Source organism: Caviibacterium pharyngocola (genome assembly GCF_002795405.1).
Lineage (GTDB): Bacteria > Pseudomonadota > Gammaproteobacteria > Enterobacterales > Pasteurellaceae > Caviibacterium > Caviibacterium pharyngocola.
The window spans coordinates 180,668-203,018 of record NZ_PHGZ01000006.1; the positions used below are offsets into that span (position 1 = coordinate 180,668).

Here is a 22,351-nt window from a genome sequence, read left to right on the forward strand (position 1 = left end):
TCGAAAGGTTCGTTCGACTTTTGGGTGCGGATCAATTATTTGCGTCTATCGAGCGGTAAAGGAAGGGTTATTTACCATAATGATCATTTAGTTTGGCTTTGTGTTTGCCTTCTTCCAGCATTGTGATGAACATTAGAAGAATCGCTAATACGCCGCCGGCAATCATTACATAGAAACCGCCGTCCCAGCCATAATATTCAGCTGCCCAGCCGACAACTGCGGATGCGGAAACCGTACCGCCTAAATAACCGAATAAACCGGTGAAACCTGCGGAAGTACCTGCTGCTTTTTTCGGTGCTAATTCAAGGGCGTGTAAGCCGATCAGCATTACAGGGCCGTAAATCAAGAAACCGACGGTGGTCATTAGAATGAAGTCCATTAATTGATATGGATTTTCATACCACGCTTTGCCTGCATATTGCGCTAATTCTGCTTCCGGTGTTGCAGGATTTAGCCATAATGCAATCACAGCTGCTGTGGTAAGGATCATAAAGATAAATCCGGTTAATCCGCGTTTACCTTTGAATAATTTATCGGACACCCAACCGCACAATAATGTGCCCGGCACGGCGGCTAATTCATAAATGGTGTATGCCCAAGCGGTTCCTTTAATATTGAAGTGTTTTACTTCGCCCAAATAGACCGGAGACCATTTTAAAACACCGTAACGAATTAAATAGACGAATACGTTGGCAATAGCGATGTACCATAACAATTTGTTTTTTAACACATAAGTGACAAAAATTTCTTTTGTACTTAAGTTATGTTCATAGGTTTTTTCGTTATAGTCGTCAGGATAATCGTTACGCCATTTTTCAATCGACGGTAAACCGCAAGATTGTGGTGTATCTTTCATTACGAAATAAACCGGAATTGCACAAAGCATTGCGGCAATACCCGGATAGTACAACGCTTGTTGCCACACGTCTTTCGCCGTAGCTTCAACGCCGGTATTACTAAAATAAATCGCGCTGGCAAGTAGAACCATTACGCCCGGCATCATTCCGCCGATATTATGAGCACAGTTCCAAATGGAAACGATGGTTCCGCGTTCGGATTTTGACCACCAATGCACCATTGTTCTACCGCACGGAGGCCAACCCATACCTTGGAACCAGCCGTTTAAGAAGATCATCACGAACATTACGGCAATGCCTGAAGTCGCCCAAGGCATTAAGCCCATCATTGTCATACACAGACCGGATAATAACAGACCGAAAGGTAAAAATACTTTCGGGTTAGAGCGGTCGGAAATACTTGCCATAACAAATTTTGATAAACCATAGGCAAGACCGGCACCGGTACCGATAATACCTAATTCAGCTTTGTTATATAAACCTGCTTCAATTAAGCCTTTTTGTGCTAAGTCGAAATTGGCACGCACAAAATAATAAGCGGCATAGCCGAAAAAGATCCCCATAAAGACTTGCCAACGTAAACGTTTGTAAGTCGGATCGATTTTGTCTTTTGGTAGCTCCGCAATATAAGGAGCCGGTTTAAATGGACCAAACATAAATCCTCCAATAAATGTTGTTATTTTTTTACAGTAATAATGTTCTTTTTCGAACATTAGGCGGCGATAATATAGCAAAAGAAAAAACTCTGCAGTTTATTTCGGTTATATTGTGATGTAAGTCACAATATATTTTTCGTTAGGCATTAAATCGAAAAAATAAAGTGATCTATATCACAATATTTTATATGAAATCACTCATTTTATTTTCTAAAACGAACATTTAAGCTATGATAATAATTGTTTAGCAGTTATCGTGATTTTATTTTTCAATTTAAAGTGGGGGAAAAGCTATGCCTATATCACCTCAGATTTATCAACAAACTTCGGATTTCTCTCCTATTCACACGGATGTCATTATTATCGGCGGCGGTGCGACCGGTGCGGGTATTGCGCGCGATTGTGCGTTGCGCGGTTTGGATTGCGTGTTGTTGGAGCGCCGTGATATCGCCACGGGTGCTACGGGGCGTAATCACGGATTATTACATAGCGGTGCGCGTTATGCGGTTAACGATCAAGAATCGGCGCGCGAATGTATTCAAGAAAATTTGATTTTGAAACGAATCGCACGGCATTGTATCGAAGATACCAAAGGCTTATTTATCACCTTGCCGGAAGACGATATGGCATTTCAAAAGACGTTTATCGATTCTTGTACCGCCTCCGGCATTGAAGCCGTCGCCATTGATCCCGCATTGGCGAAACGAATGGAGCCTTCGGTTAATCCTGATTTGGTCGGCGCGGTCGTAGTGCCGGACGGCTCGATCGATCCGTTTCGTTTAACGGCGGCGAATATGTTGGATGCCGGCGAACACGGAGCGAAAATTTTCACTTATTGCGAAGTAAAAGGGCTGATTCGCGAGGGCGGACGTGTGATTGGTACGCGCGTTTATGATCATAAAAATAAAATCGAACGGCAATTTTTCGCGCCTATTGTCGTGAATGCGGGCGGTATTTGGGGACAAGGCATTGCGGAATACGTCGATTTAAAAATCAGAATGTTCCCGGCAAAAGGAGCGTTGTTGATTATGGGTCATCGAATTAATAATTTGGTGATTAATCGCTGCCGCAAACCGGCAGATGCGGATATTTTAGTGCCCGGCGACACCATTTGCGTAATCGGAACGACTTCCAGCCGCATTCCTTATGATCAAATCGATAATATGACGGTGACGGCGGAAGAAGTGGATATTTTATTCCGCGAAGGGGAAAAATTAGCGCCGAGTTTGCGTCATACGCGGGTATTGCGCGCCTATGCGGGTGTTCGCCCGTTGGTGGCGACGGATGACGATCCTTCCGGTCGTAATGTGAGCCGCGGAATCGTGTTGTTAGATCACGCCGAACGCGATGGCTTGGACGGTTTTATTACCATTACCGGCGGTAAATTAATGACTTATCGCTTAATGGCGGAATGGGCGACGGATTTGGTATGCAAGAAATTAAATAAATCCGCGCGCTGCGTCACGGCGGAAAAACCGTTGCCGGGTTCCGGCAGTTCCGTTGAAGAAGTTCATCGCCAAACTATTTCATTGCCGACACCGATTCGTATTTCTGCCGTTTATCGCCACGGACAGCGTGCAACCCGATTATTAGAAAAAGAGCGGTTGGATTGTTCTTTAGTTTGCGAATGTGAAGCTGTGACGGCGGGCGAAGTGCGTTATGCCGTCGATGAACTAAAAGTGAATAATTTAGTGGATTTACGCCGTCGTACCCGTGTGGGAATGGGGACTTGCCAAGCGGAACTTTGCGCTTGCCGCGCGGCGGGCTTAATGTCGCGCTTTAAGGTGGCGACACCGCGACAATCCACTTTGCAACTGGCTTCCTTTATGGAAGAACGTTGGCGCGGTATCGAACCGATTGCGTGGGGCGACGCCATTCGCGAGGCGGAATTTAGCAGCTGGATTTATTACGGTTTATTGGGATTAAATGATGTTCAACCGCTTGCAGAGCAAGCTCAACAAGGGACGGATAGCAATGAAGTTTGATGTAGCGATTATTGGCGGCGGACTTGCAGGATTAACTTGTGGGATCGCGCTGCAACAGCAAGGTAAACGTTGTGTGATTGTAAATAACGGTCAGGCGGCGATTGATTTTTCTTCCGGTTCGATGGATTTACTTACACAGTTGCCCGACGGAAAAAAAGCCGAAAGCTTTGAACAGGCTTACGAGCAGTTGGAACGACAACTGCCGCAACATCCTTACGCATTAATCGGAAAAGCGCGCGTACTGGAAAAAGCACGCCGATTCGAACAATTAGCACAACAAATTAAATTAGGTTTGGCGGGCGACAGCGAACATAATCATCTGCGCGTCACACCACTAGGCGGTTTGCGCGGTGCGTGGTTATCCGCCGCAAGTTTACCAGTGTTGGCGGAGACGGAAAGCGCGTTTCCGTATCAACATATTGCCGTGCTTGGGATTGAAGGTTATCACGATTTCCAACCGCAATTATTGGCGGATAATTTGGTACAAAATCCGCAATTTGCGCATTGTCGCGTCACCACCGCGTATTTGCATATCCCTGAGTTGGATCATTTACGCACCAATGCACGCGAATTTCGTAGCGTGAATATTTCGCAATTATTGGAACACAAATTAGCGTTCGGCGATTTGGTGCGCGAAATAAAACAAGCGGCGGCAGGTGCGCAAGCGGTCTTTTTGCCTGCCTGTTTCGGCATTGACGACGCTGTGTTTTTCAATAACTTAAAGCAAGCGAGCGGCTTGAATTTATATGAATTGCCGACGTTACCGCCGTCTTTACTGGGTATTCGCCAGCACAAAACCTTGCGTTCGCATTTCGAACAAGCGGGCGGTTTAATGCTTAACGGTGATAAAGCGCAAAGTGCGGAATTCGACGGAAATCGCGTCAGCCGAATTTTCACGCGCTTACACCGCAAAGACGCTATTTTCGCCGATCATTTTGTCTTGGCATCGGGCAGTTTTTTCAGTAACGGATTGGTGTCGGATTTCGATCGTATTTACGAACCGGTGTTCGAAGCGGATATTATCGGCGCGCCGCAATTTAAACAAGACGAACGTTTGTCTTGGACGGCACATCGTTTCGCCGCACCGCAGCCTTATCAATCGGCGGGCGTGGCGATTAATTCGGCTTGTCAGGTGCAAAAGTGCGGTCGATTTATTGAAAATTTATATGCGATCGGTAATGTTATCGGCGGTTATAACGGGCTTGAATTGGGTTGTAGCTCCGGTGTCTCCGTGATTACCGCGCTTGTGGTCGCCGAAAATATTGCGGCGGCGCAAGGCTAAGGGGGAAAGGATGAATATTCAAGAACTCATTGAAAATGCAAAACAAAATGCCGGACTGCCGATTTCCCACGGCGGGTTCGACAGCAGTTTCGAAAGTTGCATAAAATGTACCGCGTGCACGGCGGTTTGTCCGGTTTCGCGTCAAAATCCGTTTTATCCGGGCCCGAAACAAGCCGGGCCGGACGGCGAACGTTTGCGCTTAAAAAGCGCTTCTTTATACGATGAGGCTTTAAAATACTGCACGAATTGCAAACGTTGCGAAGTCGCGTGCCCGTCCGATGTGAAAATCGGTGACATTATTATTCGGGCACGCAATAAATATGTGGAGCAACAGCGCAAACCGTTAATGCATAAACTCCGCGACGCAGTGTTAAGCAACACCGATATTATGGGTAAAATGAACACGCCTTTCGCGCCGATCGTCAATGCCGTCACCGGCTTAAAAGCCACGCGTTTTTTATTGGAAAAAACTTTAAACGTCAGTCAACATCGTAGCCTACCGAAATATTCCTTCGGTTCGTTTCGTCAATGGTATGACAAAAACGCCCTCGAACGCCAAATCTATTATCGTGAGAAAGTGGTGTATTATCACGGTTGCTATGTGAATTACAATAATCCGCAACTCGGCAAAGATTTGATTCGTTTGCTCAATGCGATGGATATCGGCGTGCTGTTATTGGATAAAGAAAAATGCTGCGGTTTGCCGTTAATGGTGAACGGATTTCCGGAACGGGCGAAGAAACAAGCGCAATTTAATATCGCGCAAATTGAAAAAGTGATCGAACAAAAAACCTTGGATGTCATCGGCACGTCATCCAGTTGTACGATGAATCTGCGTGACGAATATCAGCATATTTTGGGAATGGATACGGCGAAAATTCGTCCGCACGTGAATATCGTTACCCGCTATCTTTATCAATTATTTAATGACGGAAAAGCACCGCACTTTAAATCAATGCCGCTGCGCGTCGCGTATCATACCGCCTGCCACGTGGACAAAGCCGGCTGGGCGCCTTATACGTTAGAAGTATTGAAACAAATTCCGGATTTGGAAATCGTGATGTTGCCGTCGCAATGTTGCGGAATTGCGGGAACCTACGGATTTAAATCGGAAAACTACGACGTTGCGCAGGCGATCGGTAAGACCTTATTTGATAATATCGAACAAGGCGGTTTCGATTATGTAATTTCCGAGTGCGAAACTTGTAAATGGCAAATCGATATGTCAACAAATGCCACCTGTTTGCATCCGATCACGTTGTTGGCAATGGCGTTGAAATAAGCTATCAAATAAACGAAAAGCGTGCATTTGAAAACTGCACGCTTTTTTATTTCGCATTTATCGACAAATCTGAATCTTCAGGTTGCTGCCTTGCATTAATTCCGTAATCGCCGGCGGCGGGGCGCTGTCGGTAAAGAGATACTCCACTTCGGTGAGCGAACCCAAACGCACCATTGCGCGGCGCGAGAATTTTGAATGGTCGGTGACTAAAATCGTATTGCGCGAGCTTTCGATAATCGCGCGTTTTACCTGCACTTCGTGATAGTCATAATCTAATAACGAACCGTCCGTATCAATACTGCTAATGCCCAAAATGCCGTAATCCAAACGGAATTGCCCGATAAAGGCGACGGTCGCTTCGCCGATAATGCCACCGTCTTGGCGCAGCGAACCGCCCGCCAAGGTAATATCGAAGGTTTTATTTTGCATTAAAATATAAGCGGCATTTAAATTATTGGTCACAATGCGCAAATTTTGATGTTCTAACAAGGCGCTTGCCACGGCTTCCGGCGTGGTTCCGATGTCGATAAATAATGAGGAACCGTTCGGAATGGTTTTTGCCACTGCTTGCGCAATCAATCGTTTTTCTAAAGAAAAGAATTGTTTACGTTCGATATAATCGCTGTTTTCCGAGGTGGAAGGCGAGGCAGCACCGCCGTGATGACGGCTGATAAGGTTATTTTCCGCCAATTCGTTTAAATCGCGGCGAATGGTTTGCGGGCTGACACCCAATAAGTTGACTAAATCGTCGGTGCTTAAATAACCGCGCTGTTTAACCAACTCAATAATTTTTTTATGACGAATAGATTGTTTCATCGAAATCTACCTTATGCTTAAAACCCGCCGTTTAGGGCGGATAATGTAATCGAGAGATATAATTTTTTCTTATTTAGAGCAATCTATGGCTACTTTAGCGTATTTTTTGTTTCAAATCATCCGTTTGCGCGAAATTTCGTTTCAATGACACCGAACGATAACCCGACGATCAAGCCGGTAATGTGCGCAGTATTGCCCGTTTGAATACCGATTAACGGGCTGATAAAACCTAGTCCGATACCGACCAAAAGCACATTAAAAAAGCCTTGCGGCAAATTAAAACGATGTTGCGGATCAAATTTATCCAACACAAATACATAACCGAGCACGGCATACACCACGCCGGACAAGCCGAAAAACGCCGGGCCGGAGGCAATATTTTGCGCGACACCGCTGATAATTGCCGAACAAAAATAAAGTGCAATCAGTTTTTTCACACCGCAATAACGCTCGATCGCGTCGGCAAAAATCCACCACCACAATAAGTTAAACGCCAAATGCCAAGGCGAAAGATGAACTAAGGTATGCGAAAAGTAACGCCACAACTGCCAAGCCTGCTCATTATCTACGGGGAAATGCATTATTTGTATTATCGAATCTTCTGCTCCGACCAGTTGAAAGGCATAAATCGTTACGCAAAGTGCGGTCAAAAATAAGGTGAATTTTCCTTGATTCGTTATAGCGCTTAGCCATTGTTTGACGGCAAAAACCGTATCGGGCGCTTGATTGCGCGGCGTCAAATCGCCGTTTTGCCAGCTGGCTTGTTCATAACGAGAATGGAAAGGTTCCGTCAAAAAGCGATCTTTTTCCGCCGTAATTTCCGCTTGATAAGCGCAATTTTCCGGCAAAAATGCCGTTGTTAATGTGTTGCCGGCTTGATCTCGGATCGATTTGATTTCCAGCTCGATCCGGTATTTTCCGCGAATATAATCGCGAAAACGTAGCGCTAATAATGGGATTTCGCTACCAAATAAATACGCCATTTGTTATATTCCTATGATAAATTTTATGTATTTTAACTAAATGGTGGTAAAAATGAAAAGACAAAGTATGCCGAAGGAATTCAGCGGCTTCTTTTGGGCGCTAATGGGATTTTGCTTACCGGTCTTTCTGTGGCCGTTGGCGCTGTTAATTTCGCCTAACTTATTGAAAAATACGAATTTAACCGATTTTCAAGTTACGGCGATGTCGATTTTTTTATGGGTGTATCCTTTTGTTTTGGGAATAATGGCGCGAGTCATTTATAAAGTACATCAAACTGCTCCGCAAAGCGGAAAGCGCCTTTTGGGCATAAGTGCGGTGATTTTTTATGCGGTTTTATGTTATGTCGCCGTCGTCGGATTTAATTGATCAAACTTAAAATTCACCGATAAAAAAGCGCCGTGAAGGCGCTTTTTACTCGACGCAATAAGCCGTTTCAAGCGGCAATGCTGATTTAACCCACGCCTCGAATCCGCCGATCACGCTATAGACATTATCATAACCCTGTTCGACTAAAAACGCCGCGACGTTACGGCTACTGATACCGTGATAACAACTGACGATAATCGGTTGTTCGTAATCCGCTTGTTTTTGAAACTCGCCGTAGCTTTGATTGGTCAGGTGAAAGGCACCTTTCGGATGACTATAAACAAAGCGTTGCATATCGCGTACATCCAGCAGCTTGGCGTTTTCTTCGCACATCATTTGCCACGCACGTTGTGCGGTGATTTCGGTAAATTGTTCCATTGTTAAAAATTTGTTAATGAATTTAATGGTAATATAGCATTATTCGTATATGAGATAAAGCGATGGTATTAATTGGTTATCTTGTTTTTCAATGAAAAATAATAAATGCAATAAGTTCTCATTTATGCTAAATTTAGCGACCTAATTTTTATTTAAGCGCGAAAAAAACGGAGATTTTGGCAAAATGAAGAAGCTTATTTTACTGCTTTTATTAATGTTGGCGGTCGGCGGATATTTTTTCTTTTCGGAAAACGGGGCGAAAAGTGCGGTAGAAAACCAAGCGAATATCGAACAACAACCTTTGATTGTGGTAACGCCTTGGGAGATTACCTCGCTTGATCCCGGCAAGTCGGGCTATTTATTTCAACGCTTGCAATTAGCGGAAACCTTGGTGGAAACCGATAGCCACGGGAAATTATTGCCTTCCTTGGCAGAAAGTTGGCAGGCAAATGAAAATGCGGACAAATGGGTATTCAATTTGCGCCGTGATGTGATTTTTCACGACGGTAGCCGATTTACGGCGGATAACGTGTTACACAGTTTACAGACGGCAATGAGCAAACCGAGCGTGTTAAATGCAAAATTGATTAAAAAAATCACCGCACTTGAAGATTTTCAAGTTGAATTCGAACTGGAAAAACCTCTCGCTGCCTTTCCCGCTTATTTAGCCCATTATTCCGCTTTAATTTTGGCGAATTCCGCCTTTGACGAACAAGGTAATGTGGTGAAATTGATCGGTAGCGGACCTTATCGCGCGCTTAAAATCGAGCCGCCGCAAAAAATCGAGCAAGAGGCTTTCGCCGATTATTGGGGTGAAAAAGCCAAAATCAAACACGTGTCCTATTTAGCTAACAGTCGTAGCGAAATGCGCACATTATTGGCACAAAGCGAGCCGAATTATTTGGTGTTTAATCTTGAACCGGCGAGTTTAAACCGGTTGCGTCAGGATCCGAATTTACAACTAAAATCGAATTCCATTGCGCGCACCATTCAATTTAAGCTAAACGGCACGCATCCGTTATTTGCCGATATGGAAGTTCGTCAGGCATTAAGCGACGCCATTGATCGTCGCGGTATCGCGGAATCCGTTTTGCGCATTGAAAACGGCGCGGCGGATCAATTATTTCCGCAAGCGTTTTCCGATTGGCGTTTGAATGTTACGCAAAGTGCGCCGGATTATGCCGACATTAAATCAAGATTGCTGCGCTTAGGTTTTCAAACGGACGAACAAGGAATGCTATTGAAAGACGGAAAACCGGTGAAATTTACTTTGCGAACTTTCTCCGATCGTCCCGAATTGCCGATTATTGCCACCGCATTGCAAAATCAATGGCGCCAAATCGGAATGGATGTTGCTGTTTCCGTCGGAAACTTCTCCGAGATTCCCGCCGGTCATCAAGACGGCTCGTTGGAAATGGGATTATATGCGCGTAATTATGCCTTAGTGCCTGATCCGATCGGTGCGTTATTACAGGATTTCGCACCGCAAGGCGGCGATTGGGGCGTAATGAATTGGCAAAGTGAAAACTTGACGCAAGCATTAGCCCAGTTGGAGAAAACGACGGATCCGAAACAACAATATCCGCTCAAACAGCAAATTGCCGAGATTATTTATCGGGAAAAACCGATTATTCCGGTGGTTTATTATCAACAAAATGCTGTCGCGCATAAGACGTTGCAAGGCTTGGAAATCGATCCTTTTGAACGTAATTTCGGCTTGAGTAAATTATCTTGGCAAGAATAAATCATAGGAATCGAGCGTGTTACATATTCTTTTAAAACGATTGGGGCAAATCTTTTTGGTCATTTGGTCGGTCGGTACCCTAACGTTTATTTTAACCCGCAATTTACCCGGCGATATGGCATATCGTATCGCCGCGAGCCGTTATGGTTATGATCAAACCGATACTGCAGCGGCAGAATTCGTGCGTAGCGAACTAGCATTGGATCAATCTTGGTGGCAAAGTTATGCGAATTGGTTAGCGGATTTGCTGCAATTCAATTTAGGGCATTCGCTTGTCAGCGGAGAAACCGTTTGGCACGAAATTAGTCATCAATTCGGACATACACTAGCCTTAGCATTCGTCGCATTAGTTTTTGCGCTGCTTATCGGCCCGCCGCTCGGCTTGCTTGCCGCGCGTAAACCGAACGGTCTTTTGGATCGTTTCACCTTGGTCGGCAGCACTTTTTTGCGCTCGTTACCGGCGTTTGTCATCGGTATCGGGTTGATTAGCCTCTTTGCGGTGAAATTGAAATGGTTGCCGGCGGCGGGATATGGTAATTGGTCTTATTTTATTTTGCCGGCATTGACCTTAGCCTTAGGCTTGAGCGCGGTATCCGTTCGCGTTAGTCGGCAAGCGATGGTGAGCGTTGCCGAGGCGGAATATTATCGCTTTTCTCGCTTGAAAGGGCTTGGCGCCGCGATGACCTTTGTTCGCCACGGATTACGCAACGCGGCGATCCCGATTCTGGCATATCATTCTGTTCAACTGGTGTATTTGATTGAAGGTGTAGTAATTGTCGAAACCTTATTTGCTTGGCCGGGCAGCGGACACGCCTTAGTCCACGCGGTTATTGCACGTGATGTGCCGATGATTCAAGGCACCGCGTTAATAATGGGCGGAATTTTTGTTTTATTAAATACGCTTGTCGATTTGTTAAGCGGCGTTATCGATCCGCGTATAAAAACCGCAAGAGGAAACGAATAATGTTGAATGGTTTTTCACGCGCGCAAAAGTGCGGTGCTTTTTTATTGATTTTTTTATTACTCGCTGCCTATCTTCAACCTTACTATTATCCGATGGACGAAGCGTTTCAAAACCTCAACAAAATCTTACAAAAACCTTCCGCACTTTATTGGCTAGGAACGGATCATCTGGGGCGCGATATGCTAGCGCGTTTGGCATCCGCTGTGCGTCTTTCTTTTTCGCTGATCGTGCTGTCGGTGGGCTGCGCTTTGTTGTTCGGATTGCTGTTCGGTGTATTGGCGGGCGCATTCGGCGGTTGGATCGACCGAATTTTCAGTTTTGTTTGCCACATTATTATGGCGTTGCCCGGCTTGTTGTTTGTACTGCTGTTTGCGGCATTATCGCCTGGTGCGTTTTGGACGTTATATTTGGGTATTTCCTTAGTGATGTGGGTGGAATTTTTCCGCGTGGTGCGCGCAATGACGCAAACGCTTGCCGGCAGTAATGAAATTCAATCGTCTCGTTTAATGGGAATGTCGTTTTTCTATTGTTTTAAGCGTCATTTTTTCCCAAGACTTGCACCGGTTATTTTAACCTTAAGCGCCTTTGCGGCGGCGAATGCCGTGTTAGCATTGGCGACTTTGGGATTTATTAATGTCGGTTTGCGTCCGCCGACACCGGAATTAGGCTTAATGATGACCGAACTTTTCCCTTATTATTACGAAGCGCCTTATATTTTTATGTTGCCGATTATCGTAGTGTGTTTATTGGTATTCAGTTTTCAGTTGATGTCGGGGAGAATGAAATAATGTGCGTATTTATTGAAACGGAAGCGCTTTGCGTGAAAACCCGACAAGGCGAAGTCTTGGTCGAGCCGGTGAGTTTGCAATTATGTCGCGGGCAAAATTTAACCATTTTAGGCGAAACCGGATCGGGCAAAAGTTTGCTAGCGCAAGCCATAATGGGCGCGCTGCCGGTGGAATTATGTGCGCAAGGCCGCGTTTTATGGGAAGGCGAAGAACGTGATGAAAATCAGCGCCGTGCGCTTTGGGGAAAGCACTTGACGATGTTGCCGCAAGAACCGAGTCAATCGCTCGACCCGACAATGAATATCTTTAATCAAATTTGCGAAACTCTGTATTTTGTCGGCGGCGAGACAAAATCGGCGGCGCGGCAAAAAACACAAGAAAAATTGACCGCACTTGGCTTGCAATCTTTCGGCGCTTATTATCCGCATCAACTATCGGGTGGAATGGCACAGCGCGTAGCGTTTGCCGTGGCGTTTTCCGGCGGTGCGTTAACGGTTATCGCCGACGAACCGACCAAAGGATTGGATGAAAAAAATAAGCAAATCGTCATTCGGCAATTACAACAAATTTCACAGCAAGGCGGCGCGCTGTTAACCATTACGCACGATATCGACGTGGCGAAGCAGCTTGGCGGCGAAATTATGGTGATGAAAAAAGGGCGTTTACTTGAACAAGGTTGCGCGCAGAATTTGTTAACTGCACCGAGTTCCGATTATGCTCGTCAACTAATCGCCGCCGCACCGGCGAATTGGCTGCCGCAACCTAAAGCAAAATTAATGACGCCGTTGTTGTGTAAGGCGGAACAATTAAGTTTAGCGCGAGGAAAACGCACTTTATTTTCTGACGTCAATTTTTCTTTACATCAAGGCGAGGTGTTGGGGCTTGTCGGCGACAGCGGTATTGGTAAAAGCTCCTTGGGCGATGCTTTATGCGGCTTATTGAAGCCCAAGTGCGGTCAAATTTCATGGCAAATTAAAACAAAACGTCATCAAGTGCTGAAACTGTATCAAGATCCGCCTTCCGCGTTTGCGCCGCACATTCCGTTACAAACTTTATTGAATGATGTGATTGAACGGCACAATTTGGATCGCAGCAAATTACCGTATTTACTCGAACAGCTGAAATTATCACCCGAGTTATTACAACGTAGTGCGGAAAATGTGTCCGGCGGCGAATTGCAGCGGGTGGCGATTTTGCGCGCGTTATTATTCGAACCGGTATTGCTATTCGCCGATGAAGTGACTTCAAGGTTGGATCCGATCACGCAGAAAGAAACCTTGGATTTATTGACCGAACAATGTCGTCAATATCGCTGTGCGTTGGTGATTGTCAGTCACGATCTTGATTTAATCCGGCATTATTGTCATCAGATTATTGATCTAGCGCAATTTTCTGAGGCAATTTAAGCGAAATTGCAGTAAAATGGCATATCTTTTATGTTTCATCGATAAGACTATGCCGTTATCAAAAGAAAAACTGATCGCTTATGCCCAACTGATGCGCTTAGATAAGCCTATCGGCACACTGTTATTGCTGTGGCCGACCCTTTGGGCGTTATTTTTAGCCGCGAAAGGCGTGCCGGATTTGAAGGTGCTGGCGGTGTTCGTCTTAGGCGTAATTTTTATGCGGGCGGCAGGTTGCGTGATTAACGATTACGCCGATCGCCATATCGACGGGCAAGTTAAGCGCACTTCTCAGCGTCCGCTGGCGACCGGTCGAGCGACGGAAAAAGAAGCGAAAATCTTATTTGCCGGCTTGATTTTCTGCTCCTTTATTTTAGTGCTATTTCTGAATTATTACGCCGTGATTCTATCCTTCGTCGCGGTGGGCTTGGCGTTTGTTTACCCGTTTATGAAACGTTATACCCATTTGCCGCAGTTTTTTCTCGGCGCGGCGTTCGGTTGGTCGATTCCGATGGCATACGGTGCGTTAATTGCACAATTACCCTTGGAATGTTGGTTGCTTTTTATCGCGAACTTAGCTTGGACGGTGGCGTATGATACGCAATATGCAATGGTGGATCGCGACGACGATTTACGCATCGGAGTAAAATCCACCGCGATTTTATTTGCACAATACGACAATAAAATCATTGCGCTATTACAATTTATCGCCTTGTTATTTTTAATCGCCGTGGGGCATCTCGCCGCACTCGGACAGGCATATTTTATTCTGCTATTTTTTGCCGCCTTGTTTTTTATCTATCAATGCAAACTTACCAAACATCGCACGCGCGAAGATTGTTTTAAGGCGTTTTTAAACAATAATTACTTCGGATTAAGTGTCTTTATCGCGTTTTTAGCCGGAATTTTCCTGCGCTAAAACGCGCATTTCGCGCAAAATATTCACCGCACTTGCCTTGAAATCAAGGCGCCTATCCCAATATATCGTCATAAGTCTTGAGTTAGAATAAGGAAAAAATATGACGACGATAGTCAGCGTTCGTCGCAACGGCAAAGTGGTTGTCGGCGGCGACGGACAAGTTTCTCTCGGAAATACCGTAATGAAAGGTAACGCGCGCAAAGTGCGCCGTTTATACAACGGAAAAGTGTTGGCAGGCTTTGCCGGCGGCACGGCGGATGCCTTTACGCTATTCGAATTGTTCGAACGTAAATTGGAAATGCACCAAGGACATTTATTAAAAAGTGCGGTGGAATTAGCCAAAGATTGGCGAACCGATCGCGCATTACGCAAATTGGAAGCGATGTTAATCGTCGCGGACGAAAAAGAAAGCTTGATTATCACCGGTATCGGCGATGTGGTGCAACCGGAGGAAGATCAAATTTTAGCGATTGGCTCCGGCGGCAATTACGCCTTATCCGCCGCGCGCGCATTGGTGGAAAATACCGAGCTTTCGGCGCGCGAAATCGTTGAAAAATCCCTCAAAATCGCCGGTGATATTTGCGTGTTCACCAACACGAATTTCACTATCGAAGAATTACCTTAATTTAGCATTATTGTAAGGAATAAATTATGTCTGAAATGACACCTCGCGAGATAGTTTCCGAATTGGATCAACATATTATCGGGCAAGCGGACGCCAAACGGGCGGTGGCGATTGCCTTGAGAAATCGTTGGCGCAGAATGCAGCTGCAAGAACCATTACGCCACGAAGTAACACCAAAAAATATTTTAATGATCGGCCCGACCGGTGTGGGTAAAACTGAAATTGCGCGCCGCTTGGCAAAACTTGCCAATGCGCCTTTTATCAAAGTGGAAGCGACCAAATTTACCGAAGTCGGCTATGTGGGTAAAGAAGTGGATTCCATTATTCGCGATTTGACCGACAGTGCAATGAAATTAGTGCGTCAAACGGAAATCGAGAAAAATCGTTTTCGTGCCGAAGAAGCGGCGGAAGATCGCATTTTAGACGCCTTATTGCCGCCGGCGAAAAATCAATGGGGACAAGTGGAAGAACACGACTCCAACAGTAATACCCGTCAAATTTTTCGTAAAAAATTACGCGAAGGGCAACTGGACGATCGCGAAATCGAAATCGATGTGCTTGCGCCGTCGGTAGGCGTAGAAATTATGGCGCCGCCGGGAATGGAAGAAATGACCAATCAATTACAATCGATGTTCCAAAATTTATCCGGTGGACAAACCAAAAAGCGCAAAATGAAAATCAAAGATGCGTTGAAAGTGTTGGTGGATGACGAAGCGGCGAAATTGATTAATCCGGAAGAATTAAAGCAAAAAGCCATTGAGGCCGTGGAACAAAACGGCATCGTGTTTATCGATGAAATTGATAAAATTTGTAAGAAAGGCGAATATAGCGGCGCCGACGTTTCGCGCGAAGGCGTTCAACGGGATTTGTTACCGTTAGTGGAAGGTTCCACCGTCAATACCAAGCACGGAATGGTTAAAACCGATCATATTCTGTTTATCGCGTCCGGCGCATTCCAAGTGGCGCGTCCGTCCGATTTGATCCCTGAATTGCAAGGTCGTTTACCGATCCGCGTGGAATTATCCGCATTAACAGCAAATGATTTCGAACGTATTCTGACCGAACCGAACGCCTCGCTCACCGAGCAATATAAAGCCTTAATGGCGACGGAAGGCGTAGAAATCGAATTTGCTGCGGATTCCGTGAAGAAAATCGCCGAAGCCGCCTTCCGTGTAAACGAAAAAACCGAAAATATCGGCGCCCGCCGTTTGCATACGGTAATGGAACGTTTAATGGATAAAATCTCCTTTAACGCCAGCGATATGAACGGACAAAAAGTCGTTATTGACGGCGCTTACGTTGCCGACGCCTTGGGCGATGTTGTTGAAAACGAAGATTTAAGTCGGTTTATTTTATAATCGGGAAAAACGGAAAAGTGCGGTGATTTTTACCGCACTTTTTTGCTTTTAACGCTCTTTATTTAGAATTTGTTGCACTTCCGCCATAATTTCTTGGTTGACGTCCAAGGCGATTTGAATCAACTGTTTGTTTTCAAAGCGGTCGATATTCGGATCATAGACTTCCGCCATTAATTTCAAACTATGACGATCTTTGTAGAAATAGGTTCGGGTCACTTCTTCCGCCGTTTCCGGATGCATTCCTAACAGACGTAGGGCTTTTTTCGCCATTCGCACGGAGGAGTCGAAGGTTTCGCGCACTTGAATATCCGCACCGGCACGATATAGATCGTAAACGTGGACGCGATCGTAGGCGCGCGCGATAATTTTGATTTGCGGATTCAGCTTTCGTGCCATTTCCACAATGTGCGTGGCTTGCTTTTTATCGTCGATGGCGATGATCAATAATTCCGCGCTATCCACACCGGCGGCGTGCAATAATTCCGGTCGGGTGGCGTCGTCGTAATAGCTTTTAATACCGATTTTTTTCATTCCGGCGATAAGCGCTGCATCTTTATCGATCACGGTCGGGTGGTGTCCCGTCATCACTAATAGGCGGTTAATAATTTGTCCCGAACGACCTAAACCGATGAGAACGATCGGATGTTGTTCATCGATATGATCGGCGACGCGTTCGTCATTTTTGTGCGATAGGCGCGGAATAATATATTTCTTATGCAGAATAATAAATAACGGCGTCAACACCATTGAAAGCACGACGATCGCCGTCATATTGGCTTGCACTTCTGCGCTGATCACGCCTTGCACCGTTGCGGCGGAAAAAAGCACGAAAGCAAATTCACCGCCTTGCGCCATAATAATCGCACGATCAATGGAATCGGCATTATTATTGCGCGTAACGCGGGCGACAAAATAAATGCACAAACCTTTCACCAGCATAAAGGCGATCACGCCGGATAAAATCAACAGCCAGTTTTGCGCGACCACGGAAAGATCCAAAGACATTCCCACGCCGAGGAAGAATAAACCGAGCAATAAGCCGCGGAAGGGTTCGATGTCCGCTTCGAGTTGATGGCGGAAGCTGGATTCGGACAGCAATACGCCGGCAACAAAAGCGCCCATTGCCATTGACAAACCGCCTTCTTCCATTAGCAAGGCGGAACCCAACACCACCAATAATGCGGCGGCGGTCATTACTTCGCGAATATGGGTTTTGGCTAACATTTTAAATAGCGGATTTAGTAGCCATAATCCCGCACCGACGAGTACGGCGACGGAGACGCCGGCAATGGCGATTTTTTGCCATAAAGGTTCGGCTGCGGCAAGATCGGGATTGGTCGGTGCCAAGAAAGTGACGAATGCCAATAACGGCACGATAAGCAAATCTTCGAACAACAGAATTGACACGATGCGTTGTCCGCGCGGTGCGGCAATATCGCCGCGTTCGCTGAGTTCTTGCATTACGATAGCGGTGGAGGTTAATACGAATCCCGCCGCGCCGACAAAGGCAACTTTCCAATCGAAACCGTAGGCTAAACCCACAGCCGTTAACGCGGCAGTACACAAGCCGATTTGAAATGCACCCAAGCAGAAAATGTGATTACGCAAGCCCCAAATATGCGAAGGTTTCATTTCTAACCCGATGATAAATAAGAACATTACCACGCCGAGTTCGGCGATATGAATAATGCCTTGCGAATCGGTGAACCAGCCGAATCCGAACGGGCCGATGACCAAACCGGCGGCGAGATAACCGAGTACGGAGCCTAAGCCGAGCCTTTTGAATAACGGTACGGCGACGACTGCCGCGGCTAATAGCGTAACGACGCTGACAAGTTGGTTTGCACCTTCTGCTGCCATATTGTAATGTCCTTTAGATTTGTGAGGTTGTAGTGTTTTTTCGGTTTAAATAAAATTCCGCCAGCGCTAAATCTTCCGGACGAGTAATTTTCAAATTATCGCTGCGACCGGGCACTAAGTGCGGTCGAAATCCGGCAAATTCCATTGCCGAGGCTTCGTCGGTGACGGCTAAACCTTGGGCAAGCGCTTGTTCTAAGGCGTTTTGTAATAAATCGGCACGGAAATATTGCGGCGTTTGCGCCAGCCATAAGCCTGCGCGATCTTCCGTGTGATGAATTTGTTGCGCCGCGTCCGCGCGTTTTATTGTATCCGTTGCGGGAATGGCTAAAATTGCGCCGTTATCGTCGTCGATTTGTAACAAGCGATCCAAATCTTGATGAGTCAAGCAAGGGCGCGCGGCATCGTGCACCAGCACGCGACAGCGTTGTTTGGCGTTAATATGATGCAAGCCGTTTAGCACCGATTCCGCGCGGGTTGCGCCGCCGTGTACGAAACGAATTTTTTCCGCATTATCGAACTTTAGTTGCGGCAAATAGGGATCATTCGGTGCGACGGCAACGATAATCTCGCTGATCGCCGGATAAGCGAACAGCACGCCGAGCGTATGGGCTAAAATGGTTTTCCCTTGAATTTCAAGATATTGTTTCGGTTTATCCGCTTGCATACGGCTACCGATGCCGGCGGCAGGTACGACGGCGATGAGTTGATAGTCGGAATTCGTCATTATTTATGCTCTTTCACGATGCGGTAAAAGGTTTCGTCGGATTTAATCATTTCGTGTTGTAATCTTGCGCGTTCTTCAATGGCATCAACACCTTCTTTTAAGTCTTTGATTTCGGCGGCGATAACCTGATTACGTTGGGATAATTTTTCGTTTTCTTGTTGGCGAACGGCGATTTCTTTGGCGGTATTTTTATAATCCGTGTAACCGTTTTTACCGAACCAAAAATCGTATTGAAAGAGAAATAATAAAGTAATCAAAATAAAAATCAGTAAACGCATAAAGTCATTATCTATAATAGGATTAGGATCCTTAGTTTAACGCGAAACGGCGGAAAATGAGAAGAAAAATGACAAGAAAAATACCGCACTTTTTGACTTTTTATGAAACCGGTACGGCGCTTTTTCGGCGTACCGGTTTTTCGTGAGAAAGGATTACGGTGTTAAATGTGCGGTCAATAATTTGCTTAAAATATCATAACCTACCGCAGTGAAATGCACTCCGTCGGTGGTTAAGTTAGCTGCCAGATTTTGCTCGGCGTCGCTAAAAGCTTGGTAGGTTTCGATAAAGGTGACGTTCGGCGGTAAGTGATTTTTTACATAGTCGTTTAAGGCACGAATTTCACGGTTATCGATATTAACGGTTGCGGCGACCGGCGCAGTTTCCAGCAGAAAATAACGGGAGTCGGGCGATTGTTGTTGTAGTAAGGCAAAAATTTCCGCCAACCATTCTGTCACTTGGCGTGGCGAATAGTCGATTTCTTTTAAAATATCGTTGACGCCCAGAAAAACAAAAACCGTTTTGCCGAGTTTGCGAATGCGTTGCGGTCTGACGATAATATCCAAATATTGATAGGTGCTGACGCCGGATAAGCCCATATTGGCAACCCGTTGACCGGCTAAAATCGGTTGATAGTTCGGAAGATCCGACCACATATCAAATAAGGAATGACCGAGCAGCGAAACGTCGGCGTCTTGTTCGAATTCAAATTGTTTGGCTTTGTAACGGTTAAACATATCTTGATCGCTAAGCATATTGAGTTTTTGAATATGTAAAACCCGTGGTGGAATGTCTTGTGTCATCGGCATATTTTTTCTTCCGCTAAATTAAATGTGTTATAAGCAAAAAAGTGCGGTGATTTTTTTTCGCATTTTAATAAAAAAGTCCCGCACGAGACGAGACTTTTTATGCGGATTGATTATTCAATCACTAAACGTTTACCGTCGTAGCTCATTGTAGTGACGGATGCAACAGGTTTGTTACCTTCGGTTTGACCGCCGATAAGCAATACTTTGTTGTTATAAGTAACGGCAACACCGTGACCTAAGTTTTGCGGTAAGTTACCGATGATTTTCCAAGTACCTTTTTTCGCGTCTAAAGCGTAAACTTCGCTATGCCAAGTTTTTTTCAAGCCGCCGGTACGGTGTGCATCGGTGATACCTTTTTCATAGTTCGCGCGTGCACCCGGGAAGTTTGTACCGCCGGTAACGATGTAGTTACCGAAGGTGTAACCGCCCATACCGCCCGCAATACCGTCTTGTTGTGCCGCGCCTTTAGGTGCCGGTAAATCGCCGAGTTTTTTCCAAGTGATACCGTTTTTACCGATAGTACCTAATTCGGTTGAAGCGGTACGCAAGCCGGCTTTAAGTTCGCCGTTTACGACTAAAATTTTATTGTCTTTTAATTCAACCGCTGCACCAGCACGACCGGAATACGGGAAGTGACCTTCGTTGCGCCACGTGTTGGTTGCCGGTTCATAACTGACGATATCGGATGAGAAGAAGAAATCTTGATAACGTAAGTTGAAATATGCGTCAAACACTGCTTTTTTCTTCGCTTCGTCTTCACCGGCTGCTTTTACGTCTTGGAATAAGCCGTTCCAGATTTCTTCGTTTACACCGCCGACAAAATAAACTTTATTTTTGTCTGCAACACCTGTCGCACCGGTTGCCGCGCGTGGAGAACGAGTTTCAAGTTTAGTCCAAGTGTTATCCGCAGGGTTATAGCTGTATGCGTCGTTGATTAATTGGTTATCTGCAACGTCGGTATTGGTGAAACCGCCGAATACATAAAGTTTACCGTCAACGGCTGCTGCAACCGGTTGGTTACGCGGACCGCCCGGGAATGCGGCGATTTCTTGCCATTGCGCGTCTTTATCTTTTAAGTTTAGAGAATAGAATTTGTCACCGCCGGTACCCAAACCAACATAAACGGTATCACCGATTAATGCACCGGCACCGCTGGTAATGCCTACCGGTAAATCAGGATATTGGCTTGCTTGTGCTGCGAATGCGGTCATTGCGATTGCTGCGAATAATGCACTGTGTAAAGCTGTTTTTTTCATATTCACCTCTATTGTAGTTAGGTTTAAGTGTTGTTTTCCGTTTTTATTCACGGTTGTTTATAGGAACCGGTATGTATCGCACTTTCCGGTTCCGGAATTTTTTTCTTCTTTGCCTATGGCATTAGAAGATTCGGAATAAACGTAATAATTTCCGGGAAGATAGTAATTAATACGAGTGTTAAGAAAATCGGTACCAAGAACGGTAGTACGCCTTTAGTTACGGTACTTACCGACATATTACCCACACGAGCCACTACGAATAATGCCATACCCATAGGTGGAGTTAAGATACCAATCATCATATTTAAGGTGGTCATTACGCCGAAGAATACTAAGTCGATACCGAAGTGAACGGCAATCGGAATTAACATCGGTAACACTAAGAATTGCAATGCCAAGGCGTCGATAAACATACCCAAGAATAGGAGGAGTAAGTTGATCATCACCAACACCATAATTTGAGTGTCTGCAACCGCCATAAAGAGTTCCGCAATGCGCATTGCTACTTGTTCGCGCGCAATCATATCGCCGAAGAAGGTTACGGTCATTACCATTAACGCAGTTACGCCGGTAATTGCCATTGCTTCCACACAGCTTTGGAATAACATTTTGACGGTGAGTTCTTTATAGACGAACATTCCGATAATGATGGAATATGCCGCTGCAATTACCGCTGCTTCGGTCGGGGTGAATAAACCTGAGAAGATCCCACCGATAATTAAAATCGGGGTGAAAACCGCCCAAATGGCTTTTTTGAAAGCGTCGCAACGTTCTTGCAAAGAGGCTTTCGGAGTTCTCGGATAGCCGCGTTTTTTCGATACGAAGTAGTTCATAATCATTAACGCGATGGTGACTAACACACCCGGTACGAAACCTGCCACGAATAATTTGGCAATGGATTCGTTAGCGATAACACCGTAGATGATCATCGCAATGCTTGGTGGAACTAACGGTCCGATAATACAAGATGCCGCCGTAATACCGCCACAAATATCATCGTCATAACCGGCGTCGCGCAT

21 protein-coding genes are annotated in these 22,351 nt (G+C 45.6%); 11 read left to right on the plus strand and 10 right to left on the minus strand.

Going from position 1 to position 22,351, the window contains the following annotated elements; genetic code table 11:
• Nucleotides 1–67 precede the first annotated feature (67 nt).
• Nucleotides 68–1,513: a glycerol-3-phosphate transporter gene (gene glpT / locus CVP04_RS03405; protein ID WP_100296108.1), complete on the minus strand. Its 1,446-nt coding sequence runs from the start codon at nucleotides 1,511–1,513 to the stop codon at nucleotides 68–70.
• Nucleotides 1,514–1,806: 293 nt separating this feature from the next.
• Here glpT and glpA point away from each other — a divergent pair, with 293 nt between their 5' ends.
• The 3 genes from glpA to glpC are packed head-to-tail and all read left to right on the plus strand — an operon-like array spanning nucleotide 1,807 to nucleotide 6,062.
• Nucleotides 1,807–3,498, plus strand: a complete 1,692-nt coding sequence (gene glpA / locus CVP04_RS03410) for an anaerobic glycerol-3-phosphate dehydrogenase subunit A (protein ID WP_100296109.1) — start codon at nucleotides 1,807–1,809, stop codon at nucleotides 3,496–3,498.
• A complete protein-coding gene (glpB, locus tag CVP04_RS03415; protein ID WP_100296110.1) occupies nucleotides 3,488–4,780 on the plus strand; it encodes a glycerol-3-phosphate dehydrogenase subunit GlpB in 1,293 nt (430 codons plus the stop codon). The genes glpA and glpB overlap by 11 nt, the downstream gene beginning before the upstream one ends.
• 10 nt (nucleotides 4,781–4,790) lie before the next feature.
• Nucleotides 4,791–6,062, plus strand: coding sequence for an anaerobic glycerol-3-phosphate dehydrogenase subunit GlpC (glpC, locus tag CVP04_RS03420; RefSeq protein WP_100296111.1), 1,272 nt, complete (start codon nucleotides 4,791–4,793; stop codon nucleotides 6,060–6,062).
• Between the two features lie 57 nt (nucleotides 6,063–6,119).
• Here the strand turns inward: glpC and CVP04_RS03425 are convergent, their stop codons facing one another.
• Complete coding sequence (locus tag CVP04_RS03425; RefSeq protein ID WP_100296112.1) at nucleotides 6,120–6,878, minus strand: DeoR/GlpR family transcriptional regulator; 759 nt, start codon at nucleotides 6,876–6,878, stop codon at nucleotides 6,120–6,122.
• A gap of 116 nt (nucleotides 6,879–6,994) precedes the next feature.
• On the minus strand, nucleotides 6,995–7,861 hold the full coding sequence (locus CVP04_RS03430) for a rhomboid family intramembrane serine protease (protein ID WP_100296113.1): 867 nt from the start codon (nucleotides 7,859–7,861) through the stop codon (nucleotides 6,995–6,997).
• A gap of 52 nt (nucleotides 7,862–7,913) precedes the next feature.
• On the opposite strand from CVP04_RS03430, the gene CVP04_RS03435 reads away from it, so the two are divergent.
• Nucleotides 7,914–8,228, plus strand: a complete 315-nt coding sequence (locus tag CVP04_RS03435) for a DUF5389 domain-containing protein (RefSeq protein WP_100296114.1) — start codon at nucleotides 7,914–7,916, stop codon at nucleotides 8,226–8,228.
• Nucleotides 8,229–8,273: 45 nt separating this feature from the next.
• Here CVP04_RS03435 and glpE read toward each other — a convergent pair whose 3' ends face one another.
• Complete coding sequence (glpE, locus tag CVP04_RS03440; RefSeq protein WP_100296115.1) at nucleotides 8,274–8,606, minus strand: thiosulfate sulfurtransferase GlpE; 333 nt, start codon at nucleotides 8,604–8,606, stop codon at nucleotides 8,274–8,276.
• A gap of 184 nt (nucleotides 8,607–8,790) precedes the next feature.
• On the opposite strand from glpE, the gene CVP04_RS03445 reads away from it, so the two are divergent.
• From CVP04_RS03445 to hslU, 7 genes are all read left to right on the plus strand, one after another.
• Complete coding sequence (locus CVP04_RS03445; protein WP_100296116.1) at nucleotides 8,791–10,350, plus strand: ABC transporter substrate-binding protein; 1,560 nt, start codon at nucleotides 8,791–8,793, stop codon at nucleotides 10,348–10,350.
• A 16-nt stretch (nucleotides 10,351–10,366) separates the two neighbouring features.
• Nucleotides 10,367–11,314 (plus strand): ABC transporter permease, encoded by a 948-nt coding sequence (locus CVP04_RS03450; protein WP_100296117.1) that lies wholly within the window; start codon nucleotides 10,367–10,369, stop codon nucleotides 11,312–11,314.
• Nucleotides 11,314–12,102 (plus strand): ABC transporter permease, encoded by a 789-nt coding sequence (locus CVP04_RS03455; protein ID WP_243385076.1) that lies wholly within the window; start codon nucleotides 11,314–11,316, stop codon nucleotides 12,100–12,102. The genes CVP04_RS03450 and CVP04_RS03455 overlap by 1 nt, the downstream gene beginning before the upstream one ends.
• Nucleotides 12,102–13,508: an ABC transporter ATP-binding protein gene (locus CVP04_RS03460; protein WP_100296118.1), complete on the plus strand. Its 1,407-nt coding sequence runs from the start codon at nucleotides 12,102–12,104 to the stop codon at nucleotides 13,506–13,508. Before CVP04_RS03455 ends, CVP04_RS03460 begins: the two co-directional genes overlap by 1 nt.
• A gap of 49 nt (nucleotides 13,509–13,557) precedes the next feature.
• Nucleotides 13,558–14,424, plus strand: a complete 867-nt coding sequence (gene ubiA, locus CVP04_RS03465; protein WP_100296119.1) for a 4-hydroxybenzoate octaprenyltransferase — start codon at nucleotides 13,558–13,560, stop codon at nucleotides 14,422–14,424.
• Nucleotides 14,425–14,524: 100 nt separating this feature from the next.
• Nucleotides 14,525–15,049, plus strand: coding sequence for an ATP-dependent protease subunit HslV (hslV, locus tag CVP04_RS03470; protein WP_100296120.1), 525 nt, complete (start codon nucleotides 14,525–14,527; stop codon nucleotides 15,047–15,049).
• A 26-nt stretch (nucleotides 15,050–15,075) separates the two neighbouring features.
• The gene (hslU, locus tag CVP04_RS03475) at nucleotides 15,076–16,407 is read left to right on the plus strand and encodes an HslU--HslV peptidase ATPase subunit (RefSeq protein ID WP_100296121.1); all 1,332 of its coding nucleotides are present in this window, start codon (nucleotides 15,076–15,078) and stop codon (nucleotides 16,405–16,407) included.
• A 48-nt stretch (nucleotides 16,408–16,455) separates the two neighbouring features.
• Here the strand turns inward: hslU and CVP04_RS03480 are convergent, their stop codons facing one another.
• The 6 genes from CVP04_RS03480 to CVP04_RS03505 form a co-directional block, all read right to left on the minus strand.
• On the minus strand, nucleotides 16,456–18,267 hold the full coding sequence (locus CVP04_RS03480; protein WP_100296122.1) for a monovalent cation:proton antiporter-2 (CPA2) family protein: 1,812 nt from the start codon (nucleotides 18,265–18,267) through the stop codon (nucleotides 16,456–16,458).
• A 13-nt stretch (nucleotides 18,268–18,280) separates the two neighbouring features.
• Nucleotides 18,281–18,991: a 2-C-methyl-D-erythritol 4-phosphate cytidylyltransferase gene (ispD, locus tag CVP04_RS03485; protein ID WP_100296123.1), complete on the minus strand. Its 711-nt coding sequence runs from the start codon at nucleotides 18,989–18,991 to the stop codon at nucleotides 18,281–18,283.
• Nucleotides 18,991–19,269, minus strand: a complete 279-nt coding sequence (gene ftsB / locus CVP04_RS03490) for a cell division protein FtsB (RefSeq protein WP_100296124.1) — start codon at nucleotides 19,267–19,269, stop codon at nucleotides 18,991–18,993. Before ftsB ends, ispD begins: the two co-directional genes overlap by 1 nt.
• Nucleotides 19,270–19,422: 153 nt before the next feature.
• Nucleotides 19,423–20,022: a GDSL-type esterase/lipase family protein gene (locus CVP04_RS03495; RefSeq protein ID WP_100296141.1), complete on the minus strand. Its 600-nt coding sequence runs from the start codon at nucleotides 20,020–20,022 to the stop codon at nucleotides 19,423–19,425.
• 164 nt (nucleotides 20,023–20,186) lie between these two features.
• The gene (locus CVP04_RS03500) at nucleotides 20,187–21,332 is read right to left on the minus strand and encodes an N-acetylneuraminate epimerase (protein ID WP_100296125.1); all 1,146 of its coding nucleotides are present in this window, start codon (nucleotides 21,330–21,332) and stop codon (nucleotides 20,187–20,189) included.
• Nucleotides 21,333–21,445: 113 nt separating this feature from the next.
• Nucleotides 21,446–22,351: TRAP transporter large permease subunit (locus CVP04_RS03505; protein ID WP_133118471.1), on the minus strand; the 906-nt coding region annotated here is incomplete at its 5' end.